Below are 14,222 nucleotides of genomic sequence, written 5' to 3' on the forward strand. Positions count from 1 at the left end.
GTAGCCTTCGCGCGCGTAAATTCTCTTTGATGTTTTTTTAACAGATAAATGGTCTAAAGATGCCCACATCATAAGTGGATTATTGCATTTGGGATCGCGATCACTGATAGATTCATAACGAGAATGTATCTTTCCGCCCGCCAATAGTTACGGGCGAAAATTATTAAAAAACCGTCACTGAACGAATTTCATATTACCGTCAGGCACTTTTTCATCGGATTTGACTAAAAACCTGACAATTTGCTTCCTCCAGGAGATACAGATGGAAACCACTCAAACCAGCACCGTTGCTTCGATTGAATCCCGAAGTGGTTGGCGCAAAACGGATACCATGTGGATGCTTGGCCTTTACGGCACGGCAATCGGCGCTGGTGTACTGTTCCTTCCTATCAACGCAGGCGTCGGCGGTCTGATTCCGCTGATCATTATGGCCATCATCGCCTTCCCGATGACCTACTTCGCACACCGCGGTCTGACCCGCTTCGTGCTGTCCGGTAAAAACCCGGGCGAAGACATCACCGAAGTGGTTGAAGAGCACTTCGGCGTTGGCGCAGGTAAACTGATTACCCTTCTCTACTTCTTCGCGATTTACCCAATTCTGCTGGTTTACAGCGTGGCGATCACCAACACCGTTGAAAGCTTCATGACGCACCAGCTGCACATGACGCCGCCACCGCGTGCGATTCTGTCTCTGATCCTGATCGTGGGTATGATGACCATCGTGCGCTTCGGCGAGCAGATGATTGTTAAGGCCATGAGCGTGCTGGTATTCCCGTTTGTGGCTGCGCTGATGCTGCTGGCCTGCTACCTGATCCCACAGTGGAACGGTGCAGCGCTGGAAACCCTGTCCCTGAGCAGCGCGTCTGCGACCGGTAACGGCCTGCTGATGACCCTGTGGCTGGCGATCCCGGTAATGGTCTTCTCCTTCAACCACTCCCCAATCATCTCCTCTTTCGCCGTGGCGAAACGCGAAGAGTACGGTAATGGTGCAGAGAAGAAGTGCTCCAGCATCCTGGCCCGCGCTCACGTGATGATGGTGCTGACCGTTATGTTCTTCGTCTTCAGCTGCGTACTGAGCCTCTCCCCGGCGGACCTGGCGGCAGCGAAAGAGCAGAACATCTCTATTCTGTCTTACCTGGCAAACCACTTTAACGCACCGCTGATTGCGTGGATGGCACCGATCATCGCGATGATCGCCATCACCAAATCCTTCCTGGGCCACTACCTGGGCGCACGTGAAGGCTTCAACGGTATGGTGATTAAATCTCTGCGCGGTAAAGGCAAGAGCATTGAAATCAACAAGCTGAACAAAATCACTGCACTGTTCATGCTGCTCACCACCTGGGCGGTAGCAACGCTGAACCCAAGCATCCTGGGCATGATTGAAACCCTGGGTGGCCCGGTTATCGCGATGATTCTGTTCCTGATGCCGATGTACGCGATTCAGAAAGTGCCTGCCATGCGCAAGTACAGCGGCCAGGTCAGCAACGTGTTTGTGGTTATCATGGGCCTTATCGCTATCTCTGCGATCTTCTACTCCCTGTACACCATGTTCTGATGAACGCCCGCGCCGCCTTCGGGCGGCGCACTCCTCCCCCTCTGACTGAAAGCAATGGACGCATCATGATTAGCGTATTCGATATTTTCAAAATCGGTATTGGTCCTTCCAGCTCTCACACCGTCGGACCAATGAAAGCCGGTAAGCAGTTCACGGATGACTTGATTGCACGCGGCATTCTGCACGACATCACCCGCGTGGTTGTCGATGTGTACGGCTCGCTTTCCCTGACCGGGAAAGGCCACCATACCGATATCGCCATTATCATGGGCCTGGCGGGAAATCTGCCGGATACCGTTGATATTGACGCGATCCCTGGCTTCATCCAGGACGTGAACACCCACGGTCGTTTGCTGCTGGCAAACGGTGAGCATGAGGTTGAATTCCCGGTTGACCACTGCATGAATTTCCATGCGGACAACCTGTCGCTGCACGAAAACGGCATGCGCATTACCGCGCTGGCCGGCGACAAAGCGGTTTACAGCCAGACGTATTACTCCATCGGCGGCGGCTTTATCGTCGACGAAGACCACTTTGGTCAAACCACCACCTCTTCTGTTGAGGTGCCGTATCCGTACAAAACCGCGGCGGACCTCCAGCGCCACTGCCAGGAGACGGGTCTTTCCCTCTCCGGTCTGATGATGAAAAACGAGCTGGCCCTTCACAGCAAAGAAGAGCTGGAACAGCACTTCGCTAGCGTCTGGGAAGTGATGCGCGGCGGCATTGAGCGCGGGATCACCACCGAAGGCGTGCTGCCGGGCAAGCTTCGCGTACCGCGTCGTGCGGCGGCGCTGCGCCGTATGCTGGTGAGCACCGACAAAACGACAACGGACCCGATGGCCGTCGTCGACTGGATCAACATGTTCGCCCTGGCGGTGAACGAAGAGAACGCCGCAGGGGGCCGCGTGGTCACTGCGCCAACCAACGGTGCATGCGGTATCGTTCCGGCCGTGCTGGCGTACTACGATAAGTTTATCCGTGAAGTGAACGCCAACTCGCTGGCGCGCTACCTGCTGGTCGCCAGCGCGATTGGTTCGCTGTATAAAATGAACGCCTCCATTTCCGGTGCGGAAGTCGGCTGTCAGGGTGAAGTCGGCGTGGCGTGCTCCATGGCGGCGGCAGGTCTGGCGGAGCTGTTGGGCGCAAGCCCGGCGCAGGTGTGCATCGCTGCGGAAATCGGCATGGAACATAACCTGGGGCTAACCTGCGATCCGGTTGCCGGACAGGTACAGGTGCCGTGCATCGAGCGAAACGCGATCGCCTCCGTCAAGGCGGTGAACGCGGCGCGTATGGCGCTGCGCCGCACCAGCGAACCGCGCGTATGTCTCGATAAAGTTATCGAAACCATGTACGAAACCGGTAAAGATATGAACGCCAAATACCGCGAAACCTCTCGCGGCGGCCTGGCGATGAAGATCGTGACCTGCGATTAAGCCTCCCCGGAAGCCTCGTTTTGCGAGGCTTCTTCCTGTTTTTCCTCACGCTATTCGTTTCATCCTGCCGACAGTGATACCCTTCACCCATTAGATTTAAGGGAGAATATCTGTGGCTGTTCATTTGCTTATCGTCGACGCGCTCAATCTGATTCGCCGGATCCATGCGGTACAAGGCACGCCCTGCAAGGACACCTGCCTGCACGCGCTGGAGCAGCTCATTCGCCACAGCGAACCGACGCATGTCGTGGCCGTGTTTGATGACGAAGCGCGCAACAGCGGCTGGCGACATCAGCGCCTGCCCGACTACAAAGCCGGACGCGCACCGATGCCGGACGATCTGCATGCCGAAATGCCCGCCCTCCGGGCCGCCTTTGAGCAGCGCGGCGTCCCCTGCTGGGGCGCACACGGCAATGAAGCTGACGACCTGGCCGCGACACTTGCGGTAAAGGTGGCCAGCGCAGGACACCAGGCGACGATCGTTTCAACCGACAAAGGCTACTGCCAGCTCCTTTCACCCACGATCCGCATTCGCGATTATTTCCAGAAACGCTGGCTCGATGCCCCCTTCATTGCCAGCGAGTTTGGCGTTTCGCCAGAGCAATTGCCTGACTACTGGGGGCTGGCGGGGATAAGCAGCTCAAAGGTGCCGGGGGTTGCAGGCATAGGGCCGAAGAGCGCCGCCCAGCTGCTGACGGACTTTCAGAGCCTGGAAGGAATTTACTCTCGTCTGGATGACGTACCGGAAAAATGGCGCAAGAAGCTGGAAGCGCATAAAGAGATGGCGTTTATCTGCCGGGATGTAGCGACGTTACGAACGGATTTACAGCTGGACGGGAATTTGCAGCAGTTAAGGTTAGAACGGTAATAGCCGCCCCCCCCTCACCCCGGCCCTCTCCCCAAAGGGGCGAGGGTGAAAAGACAGCACCGAGCAATCCCCTCTCCCCTCCGGGGAGAGGGTTAGGGTGAGGGGAAACATTGAATTATCGCTCGTCGCGACGTCCGCCTACAGCCGCCCACCAGCGACGAATGTGCACCGTCACCTCTTCACGGTCGTGGTACAACTGACGCGCCTGGATCTCCACGTTAATACCGTGCTCATCCAGCTGTGCCTGAATATAGGCCAGGTTCTGGGATACCTCCTCGTAGCGCTTTTTCATCGGCAGCTTGAGGTTGAAAATGGTCTCACGGCACCAGCCGTTCACCAGCCAGGAGGCCATCAGCGCGGCAACTTTCGCCGGCTTCTCCACCATGTCGCACACCATCCAGGAGATGTTGTTGCGGGTTGGGCGATAGCGGAAACCGTCCTCACGCAGCCAGGTCACCTGCCCGGTATCCATCAGGCTTTGCGCCATCGGGCCGTTATCCACAGACGACACCCACATGTTGCGTTTCACCAGCTGATAGGTCCAGCCGCCCGGGCACGCGCCAAGGTCGACGGCATACATGCCGTTAGCCAGACGCTCGTCCCACTCATCTGCCGGGATAAAGACGTGAAACGCCTCTTCCAGCTTCAGGGTTGAACGGCTCGGCGCATCTGCCGGGAACTTCAGACGCGGGATGCCCATAAAGAATGGCGAATTGTTATTGGTGTACGAATAGCCCGCATAGCAGCAGCCCGGTGCGATAAAGAAGATATGCACCACCGGACGCTTCGGCGTTTCGTAGTTCGTCAGTATGCCCGCGTCACGCAGCGCAGCGCGCAGCGGCACGGTGAACTTACGGCAAAACTTCATCAGCTCTTTGCTTTCGTTGGTATCGGCAACCTCAACGCGCAGGTCGCCGCCCTTCTCCACCACGCCCTGCAGCATGCCCACAATCGGCGTGATGCGATCTTCCGGCGGAAGGTCTTTCAGCAGCTCACCCGCGACGAACATCTGGCGGGCGAAGATCAGCGAGCTGAACGGCAGCTCGCGCGCCAGCTTGTCGGCGTCTTCAGGCTGATAACATTCGAATACCACATAACCCGCATTCTCTTTGACGCGGGCAAAACCGAAGACTTCACGCTTCGCCGCTTTATCGGTAATTTCCGCGGCGCACTCTTTCTCAAACCCCGGGCGACAATATAAAACAACCTTATTCATGAACAACGCCCTTGCGTTTCAGACGGATAGCTCCGATAAACATTAATACCCATCCCGCCAGGAAGCTGACGCCGCCGACAGGTGTAACAAACGCCCAGAGGCGCAAATGCGAGAGTGCCAGGCAGTAAAGGCTGCCGCTGAACAGCACGGTACCCAGCGCCATAAATACGCTACTCCAGTAAAACCAGATGCTGATCCGGCGCTGCATCGCCACCGCCAGCCCAAAAATAGCCAGCGTATGGAACGCCTGGTATTCAAGGCCGGTCTGGATCCAGCCCATCTCGACGGCGCCCAAAGACTTGCTCAATACGTGCGCGCCAAAGGCGCCCAGTGCAACAAAAATAAAGCCACTCACCGCGGCAAAAATCAGCATGAATCGGCTGGTCATGTTTAAGTCCTGAATTGATGCGTGCCCGGCACACAAACGTTATTGTTCATACCTGAAGCGGAATTTTTCTTGCTCGCTTGCCGCTTTCGCCAGTATCCACTGCCGGAAGGCGGCTATTTTACCCAGTTCTGCCTGACTGTCATGACAAACCAGATAAAACGCATTCTTACTGACCAGTACATCATTAAAAGGGCAAACCAGACGGCCTGCCTCAATTTCGGACTGCGCCATGACGTTATTCGCCAACGCCACGCCCTGTCCGTGAATGGCAGCCTGTAGCACCATCGCACTGTGGCTAAAAATGGGGCCCTGCTGCACGTTTATATGACTAAGACCTAATTGACGGGTATAAGTTTGCCAGTCGCGGCGAGAGGCATCATGTAAAAGCGTATGCTGCGCAAGGTCAGCGGGTGTTTTCAGCGCCTTGTCGCCCGTTAAAAGCAGAGGCGAACAGACCGGCAGCAGATATTCTGCGTATAATTTCTCAACACGCAAGCCCGGCCAGTTACCGCGACCATAAAAAATAGCGACATCCACATCATCGGCCAGCTTGTCTTCCTGACGATCCACCGCCTGGATTCGAACGTCGATCCCCGGATAAGCTGAGTTAAAGCTTGAGAGCCTTGGCACCAGCCACTGAATGGCAAAACTGGGCAATAAACTAACAGTCAGGGCACCTTTTGCACTGCGGGCCTGCAGCTTACGTGTGGCTTCCGTTAGCTGGGAAAAAATCTCTTTTATATCCTGAAAATAGCTCTGCCCCTCTTCGGTCAACAGCAATGAACGATTGCGTCGGCGGAACAGCTTAAGGCCCAGGAAATCCTCCAGAGACTTGATTTGGTGACTTACTGCGGCCTGTGTCACAAAAAGCTCATCTGCCGCACGGGTGAAGCTCAGGTGACGTGCTGCTGCATCAAAAACCCGTAATGCGTTAAGGGGTGGCAATCGCTTTGACATGGTTATCTGGCTTAGATGTTAACGGAATTTAACAAACAGGAAACAACGTTTAACCTATTAGTTTTTTTTATCTGAGCCATTATAATTTGTCCGTTGAGGAACTACCAGCAAATACCTATAGTGGCGGCACTTCCTGAGCCGGAACGAAGAGCTTTTTTCGGAATGCGTGTTCTGAAGGGCTTTTGGCTTACGGTTGTGATGTTGTGTTGTTGTGTTTGCAATTGGTCTGCGATTCAGACCACGGTAGCAACGCTACCAATTTTTCACTTCCTGTACATTTACCCTGTCTGTCCATAGTGATTAATGTAGCACCGCCAATTTGCGGTGCTTTTTTTTCGCCTGCGATCGGTGGTTAGTGCTCGATCTCTTTCATCTCTTTCACGTCCGTGCGGTTGATCTGCTGCTTGTTCCCGTTAGCATCTTTATACGAAATCATCCCGGTATCGTTATCAGTAGTCGGTTTCCCTTCCGAAACGATAGAACGACCATCGTTGGTGTGCATCACGTAATTGTTACCGGAACAGGCGCTCAGGGCAAAAGTAAACGCACAGGCAGAAATGATTGCAGCTGTCTTATTCATGATTATTCTCCTTTAGCAATTAATGCTATTCAAACCTCGATTTATAACAGGCTAAAACATCCGCCTAACACTATTTAGCATAACCTGCTTTTTTGAGGTCGTAAGGATAAGCAGACAATTCTGATAGATATCAACCTCCTTGCTCTGCCGCTGAAATTGCGCGACGATCTCTCTATCGACACGAGGAATTCCATGAACGCTTTCAGTCCTGCGCAGTTTCGCGCACAGTTTCCGGCGCTGGCCGATGCCGGTATTTACCTTGATAGCGCCGCCACGGCCCTGAAGCCTCAGGCGGTGATCGAGGCCACGCAGCAGTTCTATAGCCTGAGCGCCGGCAACGTACATCGCAGCCAGTTTGCCGAAGCGCAGCGACTGACCGCGCGCTACGAAGCCGCACGGGACCAGGTCGCTCGCCTGCTCAATGCCGAAAGCGGGAAAAATATCGTCTGGACGCGCGGCACGACCGAAGCCATCAATATGGTGGCCCAGTGCTATGCCCGCCCGCTGCTTCAGTCGGGCGATGAGATCATCGTCAGCGAGGCGGAACACCACGCTAACCTGGTGCCGTGGCTGATGGTGGCGGAGCAAACGGGGGCGCGCGTTGTAAAGCTCCCGTTGGGTGCAGACTTGCTGCCAGAGGTGGCCCGTCTCCCCGAGCTGATTACCCCCCGCAGCCGTATCCTGGCGCTGGGGCAGATGTCCAACGTTACCGGTGGCTGTCCGGATCTGGCTCGCGCCATTGAGATTGCCCATGCCAGCGGCGTGGTGGTGATGGTCGACGGCGCTCAGGGCGTGGTCCATTTCCCTGCTGATGTGCAGGCGCTGGATATCGACTTCTATGCCTTCTCAGGACATAAGCTCTACGGGCCAACCGGGATTGGCGCGCTGTACGGTAAGCCGGAACTGCTGGCAAAAATGACGCCGTGGCTCGGTGGCGGCAAAATGATTACCGAAGTGTCGTTCGATGGCTTCAAAACGCAGGATGTCCCCTATCGTCTGGAAGCCGGTACGCCGAACGTGGCGGGCGTCATTGGCTTAAGCGCGGCGCTGGAGTGGCTGGCTGAAACAGACATTGTACAGGCTGAAAGCTGGAGCCGGGGCCTTGCCACTCTTGCCGAAGAAGAGTTGAAAAAACGCCCGGGTTTCCGCTCGTTCCGCGTTCAGGACTCCAGCCTGCTCGCCTTTGATTTTGCTGGCGTGCATCATAGCGACATGGTGACGCTGCTGGCCGGGTACGGCATTGCCCTGCGCGCCGGACAACACTGCGCCCAGCCGCTGCTGGCGGCGCTCGGTGTTACCGGTACGCTGCGCGCCTCGTTTGCGCCATATAACACTCAAAGCGATGTCGACGCGCTGGTTGCCGCCGTTGACCGCGCCCTTGAAATACTGGTGGATTAATGACTAGCGCTGCTTTAGCCGGACATCCGTTTGGCACGGTCATCACAGAAGAGACCTTAAAACAGACCTTCGCCCCGCTCCAGCAGTGGGAAGATAAATATCGACAGCTGATCCTGCTGGGTAAACAGCTCCCTGCCCTTTCAGACGATCTCAAAGCGCAGGCGAAAGAGATCGCAGGCTGTGAAAACCGCGTCTGGCTGGGCGTGAGCGTATCCGGTGAGAAGCTGCATTTCTTTGGCGACAGCGAAGGACGCATCGTACGCGGGCTGCTGGCGGTCTTGTTAACCGCCATAGAGGGGAAAAGCGCGGCGGAATTGTTAACGCATTCACCGCTGGCGCTGTTCGACGAGCTGGGGCTGCGCGCGCAGCTGAGCGCCTCGCGCGGTCAGGGTCTAATCGCGCTCAGCGATGCAGTGCTGGACGCAGCCCGTCAGGCTCAGGCCTGACGTTCCGCCTTCGCCATCATCTTCTTCAGTGCGTGAGAGACCGCCACAAAGCCAAAGGAGGCGGTTACCATGGTGGCCGCCCCAAAGCCTGAAGCGCAGTCCATGCGTTTTGGCCCTTCCGCCGTGCTTTTCATCGCACAGACTGAACCATCCGCCTGCGGGTAGACCAGCGCTTCGGTGGAGAATACGCAGTCGACGCCCAGCTTGCCCTTGCTGTTCTTCACCACGTTGAAGTCGCTCTTCAGGCGTTCACGCAGCTTGGCTGCCAGCGGATCCTGAATAGTTTTCGCCAGGTCGGCCACCTGAATCTGCGTGGGATCGATTTGCCCACCCGCGCCGCCCGTCGTGACCAGCGGCACCTTGTAACGACGGCAGTAAGCGATCAGCGCTGCTTTTGGCCGCACGCTGTCGATAGCGTCAATCACGTAGCTGTAGCCTTTGCTCATATACTCCGCGACGTTATCTGCCGTCACAAAGTCGTCAATCACCGTCACGCGGCACTCCGGGTTGATCAAACGGATGCGCTCCGCCATCACCTCGGACTTCGCCAGGCCGACGTTATCGCGCAGGGCGTGGATTTGGCGGTTAGTGTTGGTCACACAAACGTCATCCATATCAATCAGCGTGATCGCGCCAATCCCGGTTCTCGCCAGCGCTTCCGCCGCCCAGGAACCGACACCGCCAATGCCCACAACGCAGACGTGCGCATCCGCAAACAGCTGCAGGGCTTTTTCACCATAGAGACGTGCCGTGCCGCCAAAACGCTGGCGCCAGGCATCGCTGATTACCACAGACATAAAACCTCAGATGTAAAAAGGGTGAGGTTATCCTCACCCTGAACAATAATCCGTATTGCGCTCAGAATACCACAATCAGCCGCTGAATACGTTTCCGGTGCCCGGCGCCGCCTTCAGCACCCATACGCGCCCGTAGTGGTTATACCAGCCCGCGCGATGGCCTGCGTCAGGGCCAATGCCCTGATAGATATCAAAGTGCTGGCCCTTAATCGCTCCGCCCACATCCAGGGCTACCATCAGACGCAGCTCATACTTGCCGTTGAACTTGCCGTTGTTGTCGAGCAGAGGGACTTCCGCCAGCAGCGTGGTACCCGCAGGAATGATAGAACGATCCGATGCCACCGAGGCACGGCCAATCAGCGGTACCGCGCTGGCGCCTTTCACCGGGGCAAAGTTTTGCGGTTTAAAGAAGACGAACGACGGGTTCTGCTCAAGAAGCTCACGCACCTCGGCTTCACTGTGCTTTTCGCCCCACTCGCGGATCGCCTGCATCGACATATCTTCTTTCTTCACTTCGCCGCGGTCGATGAGGACCTTACCGATGCTGCGGTAGGCATGGCCATTTTTCCCGGCATAGCTGAAGAAGTTGAGCGGCGAACCGTCGCCAAAATCAATGTAGCCGCTGCCCTGCACGTCCATGATGAAGTTATCCATCAGGGAGTTGCTGTAGGCCAGGACGTAGTTTTCACTCAGCGCACCGGCGTAGATTTCGGCGCGGGACGGCAGACGGCCGCGTTTTGGCGGCATACGGTAGATAGGGTACTGGAACTCGCCCTGGCGCGTGTGTCGCGCCTGAATCACGGGCGTGTAGTAGCCAGTGAACTGGACGTTGCCGTAGTTATCCGCCCCTTCCATCTGCCAGGCATCAATACCAAACTGGCGCATGTTGCGCGTATCGCCGCCCGCCTTCAGCCAGTCCTGTACCGCGCTATAAACATTGTTCTGTGAGCTATACAGACGCGGCGACGCGTTGCGGATCTGGTAGACCTGCTCGGAGAAATCACCGGCGTTGATCGGCGCGCCAACGGCGTCAGGCTGATTAACTAAAGAGAAAGGCTGGGATAACTTCCCGTCTTTATACTGCTGACCGCGATCGGTCGGTTTGGAAGAACAGGCCGCAAGAATCGCTACCATTGCGCCCGCCATTAGATACTTCGCCCAACGTCCTTTCATTATATCTCGTCTTTAAGTTGCCCATTTCCGCGTGATGAAGATAACAAACCGACAAAGCGAATGAAATGCGATCGCATGCCCTTTGGCAAATTCTGAGCAAAAAATAGTCCAAACAATGCAATGCCGTTCAATTTACATACAAAGTTAATGATTTATGTGAAAAAGGGGTTGCATCACAAACCTATCCGAGTATAGTGCGCTTCCACGGACGCGGGGTGGAGCAGCCTGGTAGCTCGTCGGGCTCATAACCCGAAGGTCGTCGGTTCAAATCCGGCCCCCGCAACCAATTAAAATTTGATGAAGTATAAGCAGTACGGTGACGCGGGGTGGAGCAGCCTGGTAGCTCGTCGGGCTCATAACCCGAAGGTCGTCGGTTCAAATCCGGCCCCCGCAACCAATCAAATTTTAGAAAAGATAAGAAGTACGGTGCCGCGGGGTGGAGCAGCCTGGTAGCTCGTCGGGCTCATAACCCGAAGGTCGTCGGTTCAAATCCGGCCCCCGCAACCAACACTTCTGAAAACAATAAACACCCTTAAGGGTGTTTTTTTGTATCTGCCGTTTGTGACTTTGCCGGGCATTTCACCCGGCTAAAAACCTACCCGCGCCGCGCCAGCGTCGCCCCGTCTGAGAAATACGCCCGTATCCCCGCCAGAATCGACTCCGCCACCTCCTGCTGGAACTTTGCCGTCTTGAGCTTACGCTCTTCTTCAACGTTACTGATAAACGCGGTTTCTACCAGAATGGACGGGATATCCGGTGCCTTCAGCACCGCAAACCCGGCCTGCTCAACGCTGTTTTTGTGCAGCTTATTGATGTTCCCCAGCTTGCCCAGCACCGCTTTACCAAACTTCAGGCTGTCGTTAATGGTCAGGGACTGCACCATGTCGAACATGGTGTGGTCGACGTAGCGGTCGCCGCTTTTGCTCACGCCACCGATCAGGTCCGAGGCGTTCTGGGTGTCCGCAAGATATCTTGCTGCGGTACTGGTCGCGCCTTTGGTTGAGAGCGCAAACACCGACGAGCCGCTCGGCTGGCGGCTGGTAAAGGCATCCGCATGGATCGACACGAACAAATCGGCCCGCTGCTTCTGCGCTTTCGCCACCCTAACCTTCAGCGGAATAAAGACATCCTCATTGCGCGTCATGTAGGCGCGCATATTGCCCTCTTTATCAATTAACGCCTTCAGCCGACGGGCAATTTGCAGCACCACGTCTTTTTCACGCGTATGGTATTTCCCCACCGCACCGGAGTCTTCGCCGCCGTGGCCGGGATCGAGCATGATCACAATCGGACGATCGCGCCCTGCTTTCCCCGGCTGCGGGCCGCTTTGGGCAGGAGGCACCTGACGCTGAAGATCGCCTTTGTTGTAGTCCTCCAGCAGGGCGAGAAGCGGATCCTGAATATCCGTCGCATTCGCCGGGTAGAGATCCATCACCAGGCGCTCTTTAAACGTCGCAACGGGCGCCAGGGCAAACAGCTGCGGCTTAACGTTCTGCTTCAGTTCAAACACCATGCGCACGGTTTGCGGATCAAACTGCCCGACGCGCGCCGATTTAATAAACGGATCGTCACCGCGGATCTGCGCCGCCATGCCTTTCAGCACGGAGTTGAGGTTAACGCCTTCGAGATCCACCACCACACGTTCCGGGTTGCTGAGGGCAAATTGCTTATATTTCAGCACGCGATTGGATTCAACCGTCACGCGCGTATAGGTCGACGACGGCCAGACGCGCACCGCAACCACCTGACTCGTGGCGGCAAGACCGACCTGGCTGACGCTAAGCAACCACATTGCCCCGGCCCCTTTTAATAAACGGCGGCGGCTTATTGCTGAATTGGATCCCGACATGCTTCTCCCGAGCAAGAAAACAAACTGATATACAAAAGTGCAGATTGACCGAAAACTTTAACGAATGACGCATAAACTGTCATCTATAAAAGGGTAAACAATCATACGCTAACGCACGGATTACTTATTAATTTCTGTTGGTCGCAGAAAATTTGCACTTGCACCCGCGACCACAATCGAATAAAAATACAGAAATTACGAATAAACATTCATTAAGGGTTGTGCCATGGTGAAGGAACGTAGAACCGAACTGGTCCAGGGATTCCGCCATTCTGTTCCCTATATCAACGCCCATCGGGGAAAAACGTTTGTCATCATGCTTGGCGGCGAAGCCATTGAGCATGAAAATTTTTCCAGCATCGTCAATGACATCGGCCTGCTGCACAGCCTCGGGATCCGCCTGGTGGTGGTCTATGGCGCTCGCCCGCAAATCGATGCCAACCTGGCTGCTCACCACCACGAGCCGATTTACCACAAACACACCCGCGTCACGGATGCTAAAACCCTTGAGCTGGTGAAACAGGCGGCGGGGCTGCTGCAGCTTGATATCACCGCTCGCCTGTCGATGAGCCTGAACAACACGCCGCTACAGGGCGCGCATATCAACGTCGTGAGCGGCAACTTCATCATCGCTCAGCCGCTCGGCGTGGACGATGGCGTGGATTACTGCCACAGCGGCCGCATTCGTCGTATTGATGAAGAGGCCATTCACCGTCAGCTGGACAGCGGTGCCATCGTGCTGATGGGACCGGTGGCCGTTTCCGTAACTGGCGAAAGCTTTAACCTGACGTCCGAAGAGATTGCCACCCAGCTGGCGATCAAGCTGAAGGCGGAAAAAATGATTGGGTTTTGCTCTTCCCAGGGCGTCGTAAACGATGAAGGGGTGATTGTGCCGGAACTCTTCCCTAACGAAGCCCAGGCCCGCGTGGAAGCGCTGGAAGCCGAAGGGGATTACCACTCCGGCACCGTCCGCTTCCTGCGTGGCGCCGTGAAGGCCTGCCGCAGCGGCGTGCGCCGTAGCCACCTGATCAGTTATCAGGAAGACGGCGCCCTGCTGCAGGAGCTGTTCTCCCGCGACGGTATTGGCACCCAGATTGTGATGGAGAGTGCGGAGCAAATTCGCCGCGCCACCATCAACGATATCGGCGGCATTCTGGAGCTGATCCGCCCGCTGGAACAGCAGGGTATCCTGGTTCGTCGCTCCCGCGAGCAGCTGGAGATGGAGATCGACAAATTCACTATTATCCAGCGCGATAACCTGACCATCGCCTGCGCCGCGCTCTACCCGTTCCCGGAAGAGAAGATCGGAGAAATGGCCTGCGTGGCGGTGCACCCGGATTACCGCAGCTCTTCACGCGGTGAAATGCTGCTTGAGCGCGTGGCGGCACAGGCGCGTCAGATGGGGCTGAGCAAGCTGTTCGTCCTGACGACGCGCAGCATTCACTGGTTCCAGGAGCGCGGGTTCACGCCGGTGGATATTGATTCCCTGCCGGAAACGAAGAAAGAGATGTACAACTATCAGCGCCGTTCAAAAGTGCTGATGGCTGACCTGGGATGAT

At 56.1% G+C, this 14,222-nt stretch carries 13 protein-coding genes and 3 tRNA genes; 9 read left to right on the forward strand and 7 right to left on the reverse strand.

Annotated features, from left to right (window positions below):
- The first annotated feature begins 262 nt into the window (after window positions 1–262).
- The 3 genes from HBM95_18515 to xni all read left to right on the forward strand — a co-directional run bounded on the left by HBM95_18515 (window position 263) and on the right by xni (window position 3,859).
- The gene (locus tag HBM95_18515) at window positions 263–1,558 is read left to right on the forward strand and encodes an HAAAP family serine/threonine permease (protein ID NIH44903.1); all 1,296 of its coding nucleotides are present in this window, start codon (window positions 263–265) and stop codon (window positions 1,556–1,558) included.
- 65 nt (window positions 1,559–1,623) lie between these two features.
- Entirely contained in the window at window positions 1,624–2,991 is a 1,368-nt protein-coding gene (gene sdaB / locus HBM95_18520) for an L-serine ammonia-lyase II (GenBank protein ID NIH44904.1), read from the forward strand.
- A 112-nt stretch (window positions 2,992–3,103) separates the two neighbouring features.
- Entirely contained in the window at window positions 3,104–3,859 is a 756-nt protein-coding gene (gene xni, locus HBM95_18525; GenBank protein ID NIH44905.1) for a flap endonuclease Xni, read from the forward strand.
- A gap of 115 nt (window positions 3,860–3,974) precedes the next feature.
- On the opposite strand, the gene rlmM is transcribed toward xni, so the two are convergent.
- The 4 genes from rlmM to HBM95_18545 form a co-directional block, all read right to left on the reverse strand.
- Window positions 3,975–5,075 (reverse strand): 23S rRNA (cytidine(2498)-2'-O)-methyltransferase RlmM, encoded by a 1,101-nt coding sequence (gene rlmM / locus HBM95_18530; protein NIH44906.1) that lies wholly within the window; start codon window positions 5,073–5,075, stop codon window positions 3,975–3,977.
- Window positions 5,068–5,463, reverse strand: a complete 396-nt coding sequence (locus HBM95_18535) for a DUF423 domain-containing protein (GenBank protein ID NIH44907.1) — start codon at window positions 5,461–5,463, stop codon at window positions 5,068–5,070. The genes rlmM and HBM95_18535 overlap by 8 nt, the downstream gene beginning before the upstream one ends.
- A 39-nt stretch (window positions 5,464–5,502) precedes the next feature.
- Complete coding sequence (gene gcvA / locus HBM95_18540; protein NIH44908.1) at window positions 5,503–6,420, reverse strand: glycine cleavage system transcriptional regulator GcvA; 918 nt, start codon at window positions 6,418–6,420, stop codon at window positions 5,503–5,505.
- A 352-nt stretch (window positions 6,421–6,772) separates the two neighbouring features.
- The gene (locus HBM95_18545; protein ID NIH44909.1) at window positions 6,773–7,000 is read right to left on the reverse strand and encodes a YgdI/YgdR family lipoprotein; all 228 of its coding nucleotides are present in this window, start codon (window positions 6,998–7,000) and stop codon (window positions 6,773–6,775) included.
- Window positions 7,001–7,192: 192 nt separating this feature from the next.
- Between HBM95_18545 and csdA the strand changes: the two genes are divergently transcribed.
- Window positions 7,193–8,398: a cysteine desulfurase CsdA gene (csdA, locus tag HBM95_18550; protein ID NIH44910.1), complete on the forward strand. Its 1,206-nt coding sequence runs from the start codon at window positions 7,193–7,195 to the stop codon at window positions 8,396–8,398.
- Window positions 8,398–8,844: a cysteine desulfurase sulfur acceptor subunit CsdE gene (csdE, locus tag HBM95_18555; GenBank protein NIH44911.1), complete on the forward strand. Its 447-nt coding sequence runs from the start codon at window positions 8,398–8,400 to the stop codon at window positions 8,842–8,844. Before csdA ends, csdE begins: the two co-directional genes overlap by 1 nt.
- On the opposite strand, the gene tcdA is transcribed toward csdE, so the two are convergent.
- Window positions 8,835–9,641 carry a tRNA cyclic N6-threonylcarbamoyladenosine(37) synthase TcdA gene (gene tcdA / locus HBM95_18560; GenBank protein ID NIH44912.1) on the reverse strand — a complete coding sequence of 269 codons (807 nt, stop codon included), beginning with the start codon at window positions 9,639–9,641 and terminating at the stop codon, window positions 8,835–8,837. The two genes, csdE and tcdA, sit on opposite strands and share 10 nt — an antisense overlap.
- Window positions 9,642–9,716: 75 nt before the next feature.
- A complete protein-coding gene (gene mltA, locus HBM95_18565) occupies window positions 9,717–10,814 on the reverse strand; it encodes a murein transglycosylase A (GenBank protein NIH44913.1) in 1,098 nt (365 codons plus the stop codon).
- A gap of 209 nt (window positions 10,815–11,023) precedes the next feature.
- On the opposite strand from mltA, the gene HBM95_18570 reads away from it, so the two are divergent.
- From HBM95_18570 to HBM95_18580, 3 genes are all read left to right on the forward strand, one after another.
- Window positions 11,024–11,100, forward strand: a tRNA-Met gene (locus tag HBM95_18570).
- 34 nt (window positions 11,101–11,134) lie between these two features.
- Window positions 11,135–11,211, forward strand: a tRNA-Met gene (locus tag HBM95_18575).
- Window positions 11,212–11,244: 33 nt separating this feature from the next.
- A tRNA-Met gene (locus HBM95_18580) sits at window positions 11,245–11,321 on the forward strand.
- 88 nt (window positions 11,322–11,409) lie between these two features.
- Here HBM95_18580 and HBM95_18585 read toward each other — a convergent pair.
- A complete protein-coding gene (locus tag HBM95_18585; GenBank protein NIH44914.1) occupies window positions 11,410–12,663 on the reverse strand; it encodes an AMIN domain-containing protein in 1,254 nt (417 codons plus the stop codon).
- Between the two features lie 226 nt (window positions 12,664–12,889).
- Here HBM95_18585 and argA point away from each other — a divergent pair, with 226 nt between their 5' ends.
- Window positions 12,890–14,221: an amino-acid N-acetyltransferase gene (argA, locus tag HBM95_18590; GenBank protein ID NIH44915.1), complete on the forward strand. Its 1,332-nt coding sequence runs from the start codon at window positions 12,890–12,892 to the stop codon at window positions 14,219–14,221.
- Window position 14,222: the final 1 nt, after the last annotated feature.

The sequence above is a fragment of the Enterobacter asburiae genome (genome assembly GCA_011754535.1).
GTDB lineage: Bacteria > Pseudomonadota > Gammaproteobacteria > Enterobacterales > Enterobacteriaceae > Enterobacter > Enterobacter cloacae_N.